This is a genomic window from Fulvivirga imtechensis AK7 (assembly GCF_000331535.1).
Classification (GTDB): domain Bacteria; phylum Bacteroidota; class Bacteroidia; order Cytophagales; family Cyclobacteriaceae; genus Fulvivirga; species Fulvivirga imtechensis.
This window is the reverse complement of the sequence record NZ_AMZN01000139.1, coordinates 1-16957: the sequence shown is the minus strand read 5'-3', so window position 1 is coordinate 16957 and position 16957 is coordinate 1. Positions and strand designations below refer to the sequence as shown.

Sequence of the window (16957 nt, the reverse complement as noted above, 5' to 3'; positions counted from 1 at the left end):
GGAAGTAACTTCCGCGCCAGGAGGGGGTTTTATACCTGTTCAAACAGGACGGTGTGGGACCTGTCATGAGTTTATATCGAAATCTAATACTTCTTTCTTATTGACGAGGCTGTCTCAAAAGTCGGTCGTCATTCCAAACTTGATTTAGAATCCCTGGAAATGAACAGAAACTAATCAGTGGATCCTGATCCTGATACCGCTATCGGGACAGGATGACGTGGGAAGGCGACTTTTGAGACCACCCCATTTTGTCTCTGAAAGTGCCGCCCGATCCGGGAAATGCACCTCCGTGAGTAATAGCTTTGCGAAAGCCATATAATGTTATATTTTTGTGGCAAATTTTTAATCCACGATTCATGAGCGTTTTAGTAAATAAAGATTCAAAAGTTATAGTTCAGGGCTTCACAGGTTCTGAAGGCACTTTCCATGCCGAGCAAATGATAGAATATGGTACCAATGTAGTTGGCGGTGTTACACCTGGAAAAGGTGGCCAGAAGCATTTGGACAAGCCGGTTTTCAATACAGTGAAAGAAGCTGTAGAAAAAACAGGAGCTGATGTTTCCATTATTTTCGTGCCTCCTGCATTCGCAGCCGATGCTATTATGGAGGCAGCCGATGCTGGCATAAAGGTAATTATTGCCATTACAGAAGGAATCCCTACCAAAGACATGATGATGGCGAAAGAATACATCAAAGACAGAAATGTGACGCTTGTGGGCCCTAACTGCCCCGGGGTGATCACTCCGGGAGAGGCAAAGGTTGGAATTATGCCCGGTTTCGTGTTTAAGCAGGGGAGAGTTGGTATTGTGTCGAAATCCGGTACGCTCACCTACGAGGCGGCCGACCAGGTGGTAAAGGCAGGGTTAGGGATCTCAACAGCTATTGGAATCGGTGGTGATCCAATTATCGGAACCTCAACAAAGCAGGCTGTAGAACTGCTCATGAATGACCCTGAAACGGATGCAATAGTGATGATAGGGGAGATCGGTGGTAACTATGAGGCTGAGGCTGCGCGATGGATAAAGGCACAAGGTAACCCTAAACCTGTTGTTGGGTTTATAGCAGGACAAACTGCTCCTAAAGGTAAGCGAATGGGACATGCCGGGGCTATCATTGGTGGAGCTGATGACACTGCCGCTGCTAAAATGAAGATTATGGGTGAGTGTGGTATTCATGTAGTAGCGTCACCAGCAGATATAGGAGAAACAATGCGTAAGGCACTTGAGAAGAATCCTGCCTAAGGATATAAATAATTGTAGATAAAGAGGCTGTCTCAAAAGTCACTCGTCATCCCAAACTTGATTTGGAATCCCCTGGAAATGGGCAGAAACTAATCAGGAGATCCTGAATCAAGTTCAGGATGACGTCAGAAGACGACTTTTGAGATTGTCTCTTTTTATTTTTAATTAATATTCATATACGCCACACCGGCCCTCTTTAGCTCACAGGGGTCACACCCACCTTTAATATCGGCTTTAAACTCTTAAAAGGAATGAAAACCTCCGATGGACCACTGGAGTAAGGGGCGATTTCGTAACTGTTGTAAAAGAATTTTATACCATCTTTCAAAATGGCGAAGTTCTCGGGATTGTAGTATTTGCCTTCTTCGAATTGGTACCCTTCATCACTTAAATCTTTGTCAGGCGATATGTGATAGGTCTCCCTGAATTTCTTTTCGACTATTTTATTAAGCTGAGACTCATAATTGGCCTTAAAAAGACTACTCAGAGGGAGCTTATTGCCGGTGTTCGGTTCAAAGTTGAAGTATTGAAGGTTGACGTTTCCATGGGCTCCTCCGGTATACATGTCGGTGACCAGCTCCACTGTAATGGTGGCAGTGTCATTTCTCAATACATTTCCATTTATTTTGGCGTACCAACCAAATGCTTCACCAAAAGCAGCCTTGATTTCCTTATAATCATTGATGAAGCGAGCCGCAGCCATTTCCATGGTTTTATTATCAACAGTGTCAGGATAAAGCTGATTAAGCAGATGCTCCTCTATTGTTGCATTTATTTTTTCGACTGCTGCCTCATTTTCGCTGAACTTAAATTCGGGGTAGCTCAGGTTTATTCTTGTACAGTAGGCCGAGGTATCTGTTCCACACTCTCCATATTCTCTTGAGAAAGCAGTAAATTCATAATATGTGGAGTCCGCATACTCTTCGTCAGTAATATCTGCAGTATCAGTATTGCGCTCTGTATTTTGATCGCAACCAATGCATATTAATAGTAGCAATATTGCAAAAAGCAGGTTGGTTTTGGTGTTCATTTTCGAAAGTTATAAAAAATATTTCGAGACACTAAGCCATTTTAAGTCTTTACAACTTATTAATGTAACCTAAGGACCCACCGCGATGTTTTTCGCTTACTACAACAACTCATTCGCCAAATTGGCCAATTCAGATCTTTCTCCCTTCTCAAGCGTGATATGGGCATATAGCTCATGATTCTTCACCCTGTCAATAAGGTAAGATAATCCATTACTTTGGGAATCCAGGTATGGCGTGTCTATTTGATAAATATCTCCTGTAAAAATGATCTTAGTATTTTCTCCTGCCCTGGTAATGATGGTCTTCACCTCATGCGGAGTAAGGTTTTGTGCCTCATCAACTATGAAGCAGATATTGGATAAGCTTCGCCCACGAATATATGCCAGTGGAGTGATCACCAGCTTTTCGTGGTTAACCATTTCCGTAAGTTTTGAATACTCTTTGTCTGTTTCATGGTACTGATTCTGAATGAATTTCAGGTTATCCCAAAGAGGCTCCATGTATGGGTTAAGCTTTGACTTGATGTCTCCCGGCAAGTAGCCAATATCCTTATTGCTTAGCGGAACGATCGGCCTTGCCAGGTATATCTGCTTAAAATTTCGTTTTTGCTCGAGCGCTGCTGCCAGAGCAATAAGTGTTTTGCCTGTACCGGCAACACCCTGCATTGTTACCAGCTTAATATCGGGATTCAGAATGGCGTGAATAGCAAATGTCTGTTCAGCATTTCTCGGCTTTATACCATAAGCGGCTCTTTTTTCAACATGCTCTATTTTTTCAGTAGCAGGGTTGTAGTAGGCCAAAATGGATTTTTTGCCACTCTTTAAAATATAGTAGTTATTTTTCAGCGGCTTTTTTGATCCTAAAACTTCGGCTGCATCGCAGGAACCCTGCTCATAAAGCTCGTTTATCTTATCAGGAGAGGTTCTGTCATGAACAGTTTTACCTGTATATAGTGTGCTTACGTTCTTTACCTTACCAGTATTATAATCTTCGGCAGGAAGGCCCAGCGACTTTGCTTTAAGTCTTAGATTGATGTCCTTAGATACCAGGATCACCTTTTTACCTTTAGCTTCCTGCTGTAGTTGAAGCGCCGAGTTCAGTATACGGTGGTCAGCTTTTTCTTCATCGAATACTTCATTGGCATCTATTTTACTCTTGGCATGCATCAGTACTTTGAAATTGCCCTTTCCCTTTCCGTTTAGTGGGTTCCAGTTGTGAAGCATCTGATCCTTGGCAAGCTTGTCCAGTAGCCTGATGAATTCACGAGCTTCAAAGTTTTTCGTGTCATTTCCTTTTTTGAACTGGTCCAGTTCTTCGAGCACGGTTATAGGAATGCCAATATCATGCTCCGCAAAATTCATAATAGAATTATGCTCGAATATGATTACTGAAGTATCTAAAACAAAAATTTTTTTCTCTTTACTCTTCTCTTGAGCCATACACCTAAGAATTGATAAACCGGGGATCAATGCTATTAAGTTAAGAAAAGCGTTCCTAAGAAGCACAATCATCTCAATCCCAAGCGAGAGATCTATACACCTTTTAAGCAGTTACTTGTGCATAGATCACTGCAGAGTCGGGATGACGATTTTAACTTAAAGCATTGTAACTGATCAAAAATAAATAACTTTTATTAAGGGCAAAGTAGATTGTGAAAAAGTTTTTTAATACCGGTTTTTTCTGTTTCTGGTACGCCCCCGATCCACAATATTATTTGATCATATATTTGTCATTCTTATCGCTGGGTTCAATTTTTAGCACATTTGCCAGCACCAGCAGCACCAGTGTCCGGGAGGCCATGTAGGTGGTCAGACCGGCCAGTTCCTTAAATTGTGGCAGTGTTATGTACCTATGTTTATCCAGGTAGTCGATCAGTAGTCTTTCCTTTTCACCAAAGTTAAATTTTATATCCTTTTTACGATTACTTCTTTTTAATATTTCACGTACTTCTTTGCTGGCTTTGATACTCTTGTCTTCTACCCTCACAAATGCCTGCCCCCAGCGTGTGTCAAAGTTTTCAATTACATAGTGTGGCTTTTTACGACTCGGTTTAACATTGTAGACAAGTACGGAACGGTTATCGGAGATAGGGACAATTTCATGCTCCAAACGCAGGGGAGGCTTACAATACCGTACTATGGCCTGGTCTAAAGCATAAGCTTCATCTTCCGGAAATTTAAGTCCGGGAATAGAGCCATCATCATTAACACCTACGAGTAAAAAGCCTCCTTTGCTATTGGCGAAAGCCACTAGTTCTTTTACTATTTTATCCGGATGAGCTGCTTTTCTCTTAAACTCTATGGTGTCTGATTCTCCATGCGAAGCCAGCTTTTTGATATCACTAAAATCCATAAATCAGTAGTCATCATCTTCCATAGGATCATCCTCATCTCCCGGCCCCGGCATGGTAAACATACTGCTCAACAGGTCTTTAAATTGTAATCCCCGTACCAGTTGATGTTTGCTGAGCATACTATATTCTGCCAGTCCGTGAAGCGCAAACTCCATTAAAAATAATTTTGTACTATGGTCGGCCGCTTTATGGTAAGTATGGATCAACTCTTTCAATCCCGGCACCTTATGCATCGTCTTCTCATATGCCTGATTATCATAATCGTTGAGCAGATCGAGCGTATTATTTCCAAACCAGTCAATGATCTCTTTGTATGGATTTCCTTCTTTCTGCTTTCTTATTTTTTCAGGGTTGGGAAAGAAATTAACAAATTGTGTTCTAATTGCCTTGCCCACCAGGTTGTGCGCCACTATCCCCGGGCCTTCCTGCTCTCCCTCGTACACCAGTTCTACCTTACCGGTAATAGAAGGAACAACGCCATACAGGTCAGATACTCTCACATGGGTGCGTCCGCCATTGTACAAAGCCCTTCTTTCAGCAGCACTCATCAGGTTTTCATAAGCAGAGATGGTCAACCGGGCAGACACACCACTTTTAGCATCCACATATTCGCTGCTACGCGCCTCGAAGGCAATTTGCTCGATCAGGTCTTTGGCAATTTCACTTATGGTTATTGTGTCTTCCTGCTCCTTTTTTATATGTGCCTCCTGAGCGGTTATTTTCTTTGCCACCTGCAGGTCTTTGGGGTAGTGGGTAATGATCTGGCTATCTATTCTATCTTTCAATGGCGTAACAATACTACCACGGTTGGTGTAATCTTCAGGGTTGGCTGTGAACACAAATTGTATATCCAGCGGCATCCTGACTTTAAACCCACGTATCTGAATGTCACCTTCCTGTAAAATATTGAAGAGGGCAACCTGTATCCGTGCCTGTAGGTCAGGGAGCTCGTTGATCACAAAAATACCCCTGTGCGAGCGTGGGATCAGTCCAAAATGGATGACCCGTTCATCAGAATATGGCAACTTCAGGGTAGCGGCTTTTATGGGGTCGACATCGCCAATAAGGTCGGCAATGGAGACATCAGGAGTAGCCAGCTTTTCAGAATAACGCTCATGCCTATGCAGCCAGCTAATAGGCGTATCATCGCCCCTTTCGGCTACCAGATCGCGGCCGTACCTGGAAATAGGATGAAAGGGATCATCGTTTAGCTCTGATCCTTCAATAACCGGAATGTATTCATCTAGCAGGTGTGTCATCATCCTGGCCATGCGAGTCTTTGCCTGACCGCGCAGTCCGAGCAAATTGATATCATGCATAGAAAGTATGGCCCGCTCCATATCCGGGATCACTGTTTCTTCATACCCCCAGATGCCTTCGAACACATTTTCCTTAGCTCTTATTTTTTTGATCAGGTTATCCCGCAGTTCTTGTTTTACAGAACGGGTGGTATAACCTGCCGCTTTTAATGCTCCAAGTGTTTTGATCTCACTAAATGGTGTCATTGTATATGATAGGGCTTTAAAATTTCTTTCTTCTATTTCTTCTGTAGTCTTCAAATATCAGATGGCCGAGGCCTTTCAGACTACTATAATACGCATTGCCGTTGTTTACCTGTGTGAATTCTTTCACAAATTCTTTCAGGTAGGGGTCGGAGGCGATCATAAAGGTGGTGACAGGTATGTGCAACTTACGACATTGCTTAGCCAGATTTAATGTTTTATTGATGATTTTTGGATCCAACCCAAAGCTGTTTTTATAGTATTTGATGCCTTGCTTCAGGCAGGTAGGCTTTCCATCGGTGATCATAAATATCTGCTTGTTTGTATTTTTTCTCCTTCTAAGCAGGTCCATGGCTAACTCCAGGCCCGCCACGGTGTTGGTATGATACGGCCCTACCTGCAAATAAGGCAGGTCCTTGATCTCTATCTGCCAGGCATCGTTACCAAAAGCAATAATATCCAGCGTATCTTTCGGGTATTTCTTTGTGATCAACTCTGCCAGCGCCATGGCTACTTTCTTGGCAGGAGTTATTCGGTCTTCTCCATAAAGGATCATTGAATGCGAAACATCGATCATTAAAGCTGTTGATGTTTGTGTCTTGTACTCACTTTCTACTACTTCCAGGTCATCTTCAGTCATCATGAAATTGTCCAGACCATGGTTGATCTGGGCATTCCGTAATGAATCGGTAACGGATAACTGCTCCAGGGTATCGCCAAACTGGTATTCTCTTTTATCGGTACTTGCTTCATCACCCAGGCCACCAAAAGGTGTTCTATGGTCACCTTTACGTGATTTTTTTAGCTTACCAAAAATCTCCTCCAATGCACCGGACCTCATCCTCTGTTCGGATTTGCCGGTTATAGCAAAAACTCCCTGAGGCGTTTCATCTGTCAGGTATCCTTTTTCTTTTAACTCTTCTATGAAGTCGCCAATACCATAGCTATCATCCGTTAATTTATACTCACGGTCAAGATTGTTGAGCCATGCTAACGTCTCAGACACGTCTCCTCCGGTGATAACTATAAGCTGTAGAAAAACGTCAAGCAGTTTTTCGAAATCGGACTTCTCCTGGTCCGGATCGGGTATGTATTTTGTAAATCTGTGTCCTACCATGGTTACCGAAAATAAAGTATACGCATTAAGACTTAAACCCTAAAAAAATACGTTCTGTTCAATATTGGGATTTAATTCAGTGTAATTTTATGCTTTGATCCGACATGTAAGGATTTTCGCATGTTTAGCATGGTTTTTGATTTTAATTTTGCCAAACTTTAAGATAATCAATTTTGTTAACTCAATATAAACTTCAATGCTTATGAAAAAGTCTATAGTTGTAATACTCGCAGTTGGATTGTTAGCATCGGCTTGTTCAACATATACTTGTCCTACTTATGCCAAAGAACCCGTGAAGGAAAAGAAGGATGTAAGGGTTGAAGAAAAAATTTGACCACTGGGTTTATTCAAAAAAAGCTGTTAATAAAAAAAGCCCTGCTGAAGGGCTTTGATATTTACTGGCTTTGTTGCACTCACCTGCTCTTTTGTGTTCTGGGCATTGTCCTGAAAATATAATCCCACAGAGGCGAAGAAACTCCAAAAGCCCTTTCAGGATCCTTGTAATGATGGATGCCATGATGAACCCACAATGTTTTGAAGATATTTTTTGGAGGCTGATATGCATGCACAATGTAATGCACAAACAGGTAGCCGGCATATCCTATCAAAAAGCCTGGTAAAAAAGCGAATACAAAATCACCCATGATCAGGCGGAATAAAAGTAGCAATGTGGTAGCAATGGTAATACTTACCAAAGGTGGCATCGCCAGCCTGTCTTTGTCTTTTGGATAGTCATGATGCACCCCGTGAAAGTTATATTGTATTTTCCTTCTCAACTCGGTATAGGTACTCATGTGGAACAGGTAACGGTGCATGGCATATTCTACAAGTGTAAATGCCAACAGGCCAACGAAGAATAAGCCAATAGTGGTTAACGGAGCCAGGCTGGTATTCACTACGCTCCAGTAAAGTAGCCCCCCTGAATATAATATAAATAGCGTGATCGGTATAGCTATGTGTGTTCTCGATAATTTTTCAAGTATCGGGTTTTTAAACAAGGTGGTAGTGCCTTTGTTTGTTGGTTTATGTTGTTGTGCTGCTTGAGCCATTGTATGAATCTTTTATAACTTTCAACAAAATTAAATTATAGAACTATTTTTTAATAGGTAAACCTAGGCAAATATATCACATCTGAAACGTTAAATTGTTTCTAATTCTTTTTGAGAGGCAAGCACATTGCGGTAAACCTCTTCATATAAAGGCATAATATTGGTAATGTCAAATTCTTTTGCTCTTTCCAGGGCATTGCGTTTAAATACCGGCAGATTATTTTCATCCAGGATATAGAGTGCATTCCTGGTCATGTCTTCTATATCTCCTACCTTGCTCAGGAAGCCTGTTTTTCCGTTGATGTTGAGTTCAGGCAGTCCACCAGTGTTGGTGGATACCACCGGTACTTCACAGGCCATTGCTTCCAATGCTGCCAGACCAAAGCTTTCTTTTTCAGAAGGCATAATAAACAGATCGGCAACTGATAATACTTCCTCCACAGCTTCAAGTTTCCCCAGGAACCGGATATCATCGCAGGTGCCTAATTCGCGACAAAGCGCTTCGATGTTGGTCCTTTCAGGGCCATCACCCACCAACAGCAGCTTAGCCGGTATTTCCTTCCTGATGTTAAAGAATATCCTTACTACATCATCCACGCGTTTTACGGGCCGGAAATTGGAGGTGTGTACGATGAGCTTTTCATTGTTAGGGCATATGGCTCTCTTGAAATGCTCCTTTTTTTGTTTTTTGAACCGCTCAAGATCTATGAAGTTTGGGATTACATGAATATCTTTCGTGATCTTGAAGTGGAGGTACGTATCTTTTTTCAGGTCTTCAGACACTGCTGTTACGCCATCGGAGGCATTAATGCTAAACGTAACTACCGGAGCATAGGAAGCATCTTTTCCCACCAGTGTGATATCTGTACCATGAAGCGTAGTAACTACCGGTATGTTTATTCCTTCCGTTTTTAATATCTGCTTGGCCATATAGGCAGCAGAGGCATGCGGTATGGCATAGTGTACATGTAGCAGATCCAGCTTTTCGTACTTTACTACATCCACCATTTTACTCGCCAGCGCCAGCTCATATGGTGGATATTCAAACAGCGGGTACGATCTGAATTCTACTTCATGATAATATAAGTTTTCATTAAAAAAATCGAGCCTGGTGGGCTGCGAATAGGTAATAAAATGAATTTTATGGCCGACTTTGGCTAGTGCTTTCCCCAGTTCTGTTGCTACTACTCCGCTACCGCCAAAGGTGGGATAGCATACAATTCCTATATTCATCTGATTTTATATTAATACGAGTCATGGTGTTGCTTATAACTCCACATAGCCTCGTAGATCAAATCCTGTATCCTTGTACGGATATTGCTTTTAATTAGTTTAGTATTATTTGCATCAGGATATATCCTGTTTGACAAAAATACATATATCAGGTTAAATTCAGGGTCTGCCCATACCGCAGTGCCTGTAAATCCTGTGTGTCCAAAGGTCCTTCCCGAAGCAAACTCGGAGGTCGGGCCATTGGGTTCTCCCTTTTCAGGCTTATCCCAGCCTAATCCGCGTCTGTTGCCGTGGTATTGCTGTTCCGTAAATTTTTCAATGGTTCCGGGCTGAAAAAAGCGTATTCCTCCATAGATGCCGTCCTGAAGATGCATCTGCATCATCTTGGCCAGGTCTACAGCACTACTAAAGAGCCCGGCATGCCCCGCTACACCACCGCATAAAGCGGCTCCCTGGTCGTGGACCATACCATATACAAGGGTGTTTCGGAAATAGTTATCCCTCTCGGTAGGAGCCACCCTGGAAAGTGGAAAACGGCAAAGCGGCAGATAACTCATAGTGGTCAGCCCCATAGGATCATAGAAGTTTTGCTGTAGAAACTGGTCCATAGGCTGATTCAGTACATTTTCTATGAGCTTTTGCAAGAGATAATAGCCCATGTCACTGTATTTGTAATCGTATGGTTTTCTATACATCTTATCTCTTATCCTGGAATTTTTCACCCACCGCCACAGGGTATCCTGCATTACGTTGGAGGTAAATAATCCATCAGAGACCTGGTATTGAAAACCAGATTCAGGGTATATTTTGTATAGACTGCTTAGTAAAAAAGGATCCTCGATCGTTCGCTTCCAAAAGGGGAGGTATGGCCACAACCCTGCCTGGTGAGTAAGGATGTCTCTCAAGATCATATGTTCTTTGTTGGTACCGCGAAGGTCGGGCAGATAGGCGGATATCTTTTTATCCAGATCTATGTACCCGCGCTCTTCCAGGAACATAAATGCCTGCATAGTGGCGAGTACTTTCGTAACGGATGCAATATCGTATATGGTGTAGTCGTCAACAGGTCTGATGCTGTCGTAAGTATAGTAACCATAGGATTTTTCAAAAATGATCTTTCCATCTTTTGCTACTAATACCTGGAGGCCAGGGGTGGCCTGTTCTGAAATAGCTTCTCTGGCTATATCATCAATTTTATTCAATATCCGGCTATCCATACCTACACCTTCGGGCATAGAATAGCCGAGTCTGCCGATCGCTCTTGTTGTTATGCCCTGGCCGTACTTAATTTTATTTGAAACGGCCACCGGTATCCTTGCATCTGCTGGTACCGCACCAAAAAGAACCGAAGGCACCGATTGCTGTGTGTATTGGTTATCAACATAAGCAGTGACTAAAGTATTAAATCCGTCAAAGGCTTTAAGCATATACGGTGTATCAAAGTGAGCGATGATCAGGGAGGTTTCTTTGTCCAGCTTTTTGAGCATTTCCAAAAGAGCATCTGTGATGAGAGAAGAGCCTTTCTTATCATCAAAAATGCCGACTACCACTACATCGTAGTTTCTGAGCTGCTTATACAACAGCGATTCATCACGACCCGCCTTTTCATAATGGCTGAATTGTACATATTTATCAAGATATTTCTGAAATTCTCCAGATGCGCCAATACTCAGCGAAGCAAAATTCTTGTTGTCAAGTATGGTGATAGGAAGTATTTGCTCCTCATCTTTCACTACTGTAACAGATCTTTCGTACAGTTTGTGATTGAGAAGCGTGGTTTCCGGTCGATTCAATCTCAGTGATACATTATCTGTATTGAGTGTTTTCCAGCGATGAAGACCAGCCTTGTATTTTGCCCGCAATACTCTTTTTGTACTCGAATTTATCCGCTCCTGTGGTATTCTTCCCTTTTTCACAGCTTTCTTTATTGCCGCTATGGCCTCTGTTACATTTTCTGAAAACAGCAATATGTCATTACCGGCAATCAGAGCAGCTATTTCGGTTTCTCCGGGTTGATAGTGGTCGGCAACAGCGCGCATGTTAAGAGCGTCTGTAATTACCAATCCCTCATACTTCAACTCCTTACGCAATACATTTTGTACTACTTTTTCAGAAAGTGAGGCGGGGGTGTTCTTTCTTGGATCCAGGGCTGGTAGGTGTAGGTGTCCTGTCATTATGGCGGCCACACCTGCGTATGAAAGCTTCTGGAATGGATATATTTCTAAAGTATCCAGTCTCTTTTTTTGATGAGCGACTACAGGAAGCGTCAGATGGGAATCTTGTGAGGTATCACCATGCCCGGGAAAGTGTTTGATACAGGCTAATACCCCGTTTTCCTGCAGGCCTTTCATATAGGCAATTGCCTTTTCGGTCACCAGCTTTTTATTGCTACCAAACGACCTGGTGCCGATTACGGGATTATTAGGGTTGCTGTTGATGTCTACTACAGGAGCGAAATTCATATGAACGCCCAATATTTTCATCTGACGGGCTATTTCTGCACCCATGGCATATATGAGGCTATCATCTTTTATGGCTCCCAGGGTCATCTGTCGTGGAAAACTGATGGTGCTGTCGAGACGCATTCCCGGTCCCCATTCCATATCCATGCCTATGAGTAGGGGTACCTCGGCCAGGCGCTGAAATCTGTTGGTGAGTTTTATTTGATTGCCAGGGTTACCCTGCATGTATATCAGGCCTCCAATGTTATATTTTTTGATCAGATTCTCTACTACCTGGAAGTGCTGCTCGTTGCCACCGGAATAAACGGGAACCATAAAGAGCTGAGCAATTTTTTCTTCCAGATTTAGTCGTTGGAAAACACTATCTACCCATTTTTCCTGCTCCTGATTTTGGGAAAATGAGAGGGTTAGGGATGAAAAAATAAGTAAAATGGCGCTAAAAACTTTTTTGATCATGCAGCCGTTACCTTTATGATTAGAACGAATAAAAAATTAATTTTGTATCCTACTAAGATAGGAAAATAACCATAAACCTGTGCCCTTTTGCTGTTAGCGGATTATGGTTTTAAAACAGATAAAGCTTATGAAATTTCCTTCACTTTTTAAAACTCCCAGATATCAGAGGTTCAATATCACTCCCCGCTACTACGATCCTGTCAAAGAAGAAATAGAGCAGCGCACATCTCTTATAAAGCGAGAATTACAACTGCAAAAGGGTGACCACTCTTCTGCTGGTTCATTGCATGCCTCCAGGCTTTCAGGTTCATTTAAAAAAGCAAGAAATAGCAGGAAAAGTTCGATAGGACTCATGCAAATGGTAATAATCATGCTGTTATCTGCAGGTCTTGTCGGATATTTGTACTTTGGAAACGTGGCTTTATATATCTTTCTATTAGTTTCTTCCGTATTATTGTATCTTAAAGTCAAGCATATATTATAACAAAGCCTTTAGAGTTTCATGCCCGATATTATTCGTCTACTCCCCGATTCGTTAGCCAACCAAATAGCAGCCGGTGAAGTAGTGCAGCGTCCGGCATCAGCAATAAAAGAGCTTTTGGAAAATGCTGTTGATGCAGATGCCACACATATCAAAGTGATTGTTAAAGAGGCAGGTAAGACCCTCATGCAGGTGATAGACAACGGGAAGGGAATGTCTGAAACCGATGCGCGTATGAGCCTCGAAAGACATGCCACTTCCAAGATCATCAAGCCTGAAGACTTGTTTGCCATCCGCACTATGGGATTCCGGGGGGAAGCGCTGGCCTCAATGGCTGCGGTATCGCAAATGGAGATAAAAACGAGGCAACCTGAGTCGGAGCTTGGCACTATGATATGCGTGGAAGCCTCTGAGGTAAAAAGGCAGGAACCTGTGGCTTGCGAACCAGGGACCTCAATCTGTATTAAGAATCTTTTCTATAATGTTCCGGCAAGGAGAAATTTCCTGAAGTCCAATGGTGTGGAGATGAAGCATATTGTGGAGGAATTCCAACGGGTGGCGCTGGCCAATCCGGAAGTCGCGTTTTCTCTATATCAGAATGATCTGGAAACTTATAATTTGCCTGCCGGGAAGCTGAGCCAGCGGATAGTCAATTTATTCGGAAGGAATTATAAAGAGCAACTGGCAGCCTGTGCTGAACAAACCGGTGATATCTCCATACAAGGGTATATAGGAAAGCCGGAGTTTGCCAAGAGAACACGTGGTGAGCAGTATTTTTTCGTGAATAACAGATTTGTAAGAAGCAACTACCTCAATCACGCGGTGATGAATGCTTTTGAGGCGTTGCTGCCGGAGGGAAGCTACCCCTTTTATGTACTTTTTATTGATATCGATCCGGTGCATGTCGATGTGAACGTGCATCCTACAAAAACAGAGATCAAGTTTGACGATGAACGCACAGTATATGCTATAGTAAGTGCTGCCGTAAGACAAGCCCTGGCAACACATAACATTACTCCGGCCTTAGATTTTTCCGCAGATATCAATCTGGGGTCCAAGCTATCGATCAACAGGGAAACGATCAAAGAAAAGAATTATAGTCAGTTTAGAACTACTACTCCCTTGCAGCGGTCTAACCAGGATAACTGGGAAAAGTTGTTCAATGAACACCAAGGCAAATCCTTTGCGCCTGAGCGTTATGACGAGGAGCGGCAACAGCCTGAGGAACACCTGACATTGACATTTGAAAGCGAGTTGAATAAAACCCCTGGAAAGGAGGTACGTCCTGAGGATTACAGTCATTCGATCTTTCAGTTGCACAACCGCTACATCGTAACCCAGGTGAAATCCGGTATGATGATCATCGACCAGCAGGCGGCACACGAGCGTATATTATTTGAGAAATATATGGGGCACCTGAAGAATAGTAAGGGCGCTTCTCAACAATCTTTGTTCCCACAAACCGTTTCGCTAAACCCTGGCGACCACTCCCTCGTAATGGAAATGGAGGAGGAGATTAGAGCTTTGGGCTTTTTGGTAGAACCTTTTGGTAAAAATGATATTATTATAAAAGGATTGCCGGCTGATATTGGAGCTGCCAACGAAAAGGAGATATTTGAAGGACTGATAGAGCAATTTAAAAGGAATAAATCTGAGCTGTCTATTCCACGCAAAGAGAACCTGGCTCGTGCTTTGGCAAAGCGAACCTCCATAAAACGAGGTGCCAGGCTCAGTGAAGAGGAGATGTCGGGACTGATTGACCAACTATTTGCCTGCTCCACTCCGAATTATGCGCCTAATGGCCAAACAACTTTCTATATTTTAGATTTAAACAGAATAGAAACCTACTTTAATCATAAGTAATTTATGTTCAGACTTACGCCAGTTGTTAAAAATCTGCTGATCATCAATATCGTTGTATTTATACTTCAATACACGTTGAGTGGTATGGATTTTACCGGACTAATATCCTTATGGATCATTGAGTCAGACAACTTTAAACCCTATCAATACTTTACCTATATGTTTGCTCACGGAGGCTTTGGCCATATCCTGTTCAACATGTTAGGGCTTGTATTCCTGGGGCCTCTATTAGAGCAGTTTTGGGGATCAAAAAGATTTCTGATCTTTTACCTGGTGACAGGGATAGGAGCAGGAGTGCTATACAGTGGAATAGAATACTGGAGAACGTCAGAGCTGGAAAAGGATGTGACCAGCTACATACTGGAGCCTACACCTGATAACTTTTCAATGTTTGTGGATGAGCACAGCAGGTATTTTAGAAGCGCTGTGTATGATTTTGCCAATGAATTCTCTAAGAATCCTGATGATCCGTATTATATTAGTGAAAGTAAGGCAGTAGTGAAAAGCACTTATCAGAACCTGTTGAATGGCAGCAGTATGCTGGGTGCTTCCGGTGCGATTTATGGAATATTGATGGCCTTTGGTTTGTTGTTTCCCAACACACAACTGATGCTGCTGATACCACCAGTGCCAATTAAGGCAAAATATCTTGTGTTGATTTTAGGAGGTATAGCCTTATATTCGGGTTTGAATCAGGACAGCGGTGACAATGTAGCTCACTTTGCTCATTTGGGAGGTATGATATTCGCATTTATAATGATCAAAATCTGGCAAAAAGACCGGAATAAGTTTTATTAGTCTGTAATTATATGAATGGTGGTGGTTTTCTAAGCGATTTTAAAAATGCCTTTAACAGGCCAAACAGTGCACATACACAGTTGATTATTATCAACGTGGTGGTATTTCTGTTCCTGGCTGTACTAAATGTTTTTTCTTCCCTTTTTAATTTCAGGGAGGTTTTTGCGGTTATATATGACCAGTTTAGTATCCCACCGCTGTTTGGAGAGTTCCTGACTCGCCCATGGACACTTGTTACCTATGCTTTTGCGCATAGCCTGAGTGATATTTTCCATATCCTTTTCAATATGCTTGTCTTTTACTGGTTTGCCAAGCTGATCATCGAGTATCTTGGTAGTGATAAGGTGATAAGTCTATATGTACTAGGTGCTTTGGCGGGAGGTATTGCATACCTGATGGTTTATAACCTTATCCCATTTTATGCTGCCAGATCTGGTTTTGGTGGTATGGTCGGGGCATCTGCAGCCGTATATGCTGTTGTAGTTGCAGCAGCCACATTGATTCCAAATTATACATTCTTTTTATTGTTCCTTGGTCCGGTTCGCATTAAATATATAGCCGCATTTTATATTGTGTTATCTTTCCTGGGCTCTGTGGGAAACAATGCCGGGGGTAACATAGCGCACCTCGGAGGTGCATTGATAGGGTTTATTTACATTAAGCAACTCCAAGGGGGGAATGACTGGGGGGCCTGGGTGACAACTTTCAGGAGGTTTGTAAAAAGTTTCTTCGTCAAGCAGTCAAACATAAAAGTTAGCTATAAAAAAGGACGTCCGGCGAGCTCCAGGTCAACATCAGGTTCGTCAAGAACCTCGTCTTCATCAGCCAAGGCCAGCCAGGATGAAATAGATGCAATTTTGGACAAAATTTCCGAACGTGGCTACGAAAGCTTGACCAAAGAGGAAAAGCAGAAGCTCTTTAACGCCAGTAAGAAATAGTTGACAGTTGACAGTTTACCGTTCTCAGTTCTCAGTTCTCAGTTCTCAGTTTGTCAGTTCTCAGTTTGTCAGTTCTCAGTTCTCAGTTCTCAGTTTAACGTGAGTTCGGCATAGTAGAGCCTATTTAAAGGGATGTATATTCTGAAAACAGACTCAAAGAACCTCTTTTTTAATTAAGCTTTGGGCTTCAAGCTGTTAGCAAAATATTTCAAACATCAGTTTTTACCCACCTCTGTTTCTCCTCCCAGGAGGAGAGTAGTTTGCGTATATGAATTACCGACCTATTTAGCTACAAGTTTTAAGCTGTAAGCAAAATATCACGTCAAGCAAATCAAGCAACAATTAAACGAATTAACGAACAAAAATTAAACTATAAACTGGAAACAGGAAACTCTAAACTATAAACTGGAAACAGGAAACTCTAAACTATAAA

The 16957-nt window shown here is 42.3% G+C and carries 14 protein-coding genes; 6 read left to right on the top strand and 8 right to left on the bottom strand.

The annotated features are described in order from the left end of the window. Nucleotides 1–356: 356 nt before the first annotated feature. A complete protein-coding gene (gene sucD / locus C900_RS26840) occupies nt 357–1241 on the top strand; it encodes a succinate--CoA ligase subunit alpha (RefSeq protein WP_009583640.1) in 885 nt (294 codons plus the stop codon). 196 nt (nt 1242–1437) lie between these two features. Here the strand turns inward: sucD and C900_RS26835 are convergent, their stop codons facing one another. The 5 genes from C900_RS26835 to C900_RS26815 form a co-directional block, all read right to left on the bottom strand. Then, a complete protein-coding gene (locus tag C900_RS26835; RefSeq protein ID WP_009583639.1) occupies nt 1438–2271 on the bottom strand; it encodes a DUF3298 and DUF4163 domain-containing protein in 834 nt (277 codons plus the stop codon). A gap of 99 nt (nt 2272–2370) precedes the next feature. Then, nucleotides 2371–3711 (bottom strand): PhoH family protein, encoded by a 1341-nt coding sequence (locus C900_RS26830; RefSeq protein WP_009583638.1) that lies wholly within the window; start codon nt 3709–3711, stop codon nt 2371–2373. Nucleotides 3712–3982: 271 nt separating this feature from the next. Continuing rightward, on the bottom strand, nt 3983–4624 hold the full coding sequence (locus C900_RS26825) for an AlbA family DNA-binding domain-containing protein (protein ID WP_009583637.1): 642 nt from the start codon (nt 4622–4624) through the stop codon (nt 3983–3985). A gap of 3 nt (nt 4625–4627) precedes the next feature. After that, nucleotides 4628–6130 (bottom strand): sigma 54-interacting transcriptional regulator, encoded by a 1503-nt coding sequence (locus tag C900_RS26820; RefSeq protein ID WP_009583636.1) that lies wholly within the window; start codon nt 6128–6130, stop codon nt 4628–4630. 16 nt (nt 6131–6146) lie between these two features. Next, nucleotides 6147–7244 carry a vWA domain-containing protein gene (locus C900_RS26815; protein ID WP_009583635.1) on the bottom strand — a complete coding sequence of 366 codons (1098 nt, stop codon included), beginning with the start codon at nt 7242–7244 and terminating at the stop codon, nt 6147–6149. A 202-nt stretch (nt 7245–7446) separates the two neighbouring features. Here C900_RS26815 and C900_RS30935 point away from each other — a divergent pair, with 202 nt between their 5' ends. Continuing rightward, nucleotides 7447–7578 carry a hypothetical protein gene (locus tag C900_RS30935; protein ID WP_281169027.1) on the top strand — a complete coding sequence of 44 codons (132 nt, stop codon included), beginning with the start codon at nt 7447–7449 and terminating at the stop codon, nt 7576–7578. A 79-nt stretch (nt 7579–7657) separates the two neighbouring features. Here the strand turns inward: C900_RS30935 and C900_RS26810 are convergent, their stop codons facing one another. The 3 genes from C900_RS26810 to C900_RS26800 all read right to left on the bottom strand — a co-directional run bounded on the left by C900_RS26810 (nt 7658) and on the right by C900_RS26800 (nt 12444). Next, nucleotides 7658–8293: a sterol desaturase family protein gene (locus C900_RS26810; protein ID WP_009583632.1), complete on the bottom strand. Its 636-nt coding sequence runs from the start codon at nt 8291–8293 to the stop codon at nt 7658–7660. Nucleotides 8294–8383: 90 nt separating this feature from the next. Continuing rightward, complete coding sequence (bshA, locus tag C900_RS26805) at nt 8384–9526, bottom strand: N-acetyl-alpha-D-glucosaminyl L-malate synthase BshA (protein ID WP_009583631.1); 1143 nt, start codon at nt 9524–9526, stop codon at nt 8384–8386. 11 nt (nt 9527–9537) lie between these two features. Beyond that, entirely contained in the window at nt 9538–12444 is a 2907-nt protein-coding gene (locus C900_RS26800) for a serine hydrolase domain-containing protein (protein WP_009583630.1), read from the bottom strand. Nucleotides 12445–12571: 127 nt separating this feature from the next. On the opposite strand from C900_RS26800, the gene C900_RS26795 reads away from it, so the two are divergent. Genes C900_RS26795 through C900_RS26780 form a run of 4 tightly spaced genes read left to right on the top strand, consistent with a single transcriptional unit; the run spans nt 12572 to nt 16524 of the window. Continuing rightward, a complete protein-coding gene (locus C900_RS26795) occupies nt 12572–12928 on the top strand; it encodes a hypothetical protein (RefSeq protein ID WP_009583629.1) in 357 nt (118 codons plus the stop codon). A gap of 18 nt (nt 12929–12946) precedes the next feature. After that, entirely contained in the window at nt 12947–14788 is a 1842-nt protein-coding gene (mutL, locus tag C900_RS26790; RefSeq protein ID WP_009583628.1) for a DNA mismatch repair endonuclease MutL, read from the top strand. A 3-nt stretch (nt 14789–14791) separates the two neighbouring features. After that, nucleotides 14792–15586 carry a rhomboid family intramembrane serine protease gene (locus C900_RS26785; protein WP_009583627.1) on the top strand — a complete coding sequence of 265 codons (795 nt, stop codon included), beginning with the start codon at nt 14792–14794 and terminating at the stop codon, nt 15584–15586. A gap of 11 nt (nt 15587–15597) precedes the next feature. Further along, entirely contained in the window at nt 15598–16524 is a 927-nt protein-coding gene (locus tag C900_RS26780) for a rhomboid family intramembrane serine protease (protein WP_009583626.1), read from the top strand. The last annotated feature ends 433 nt before the right edge of the window (nt 16525–16957 follow it).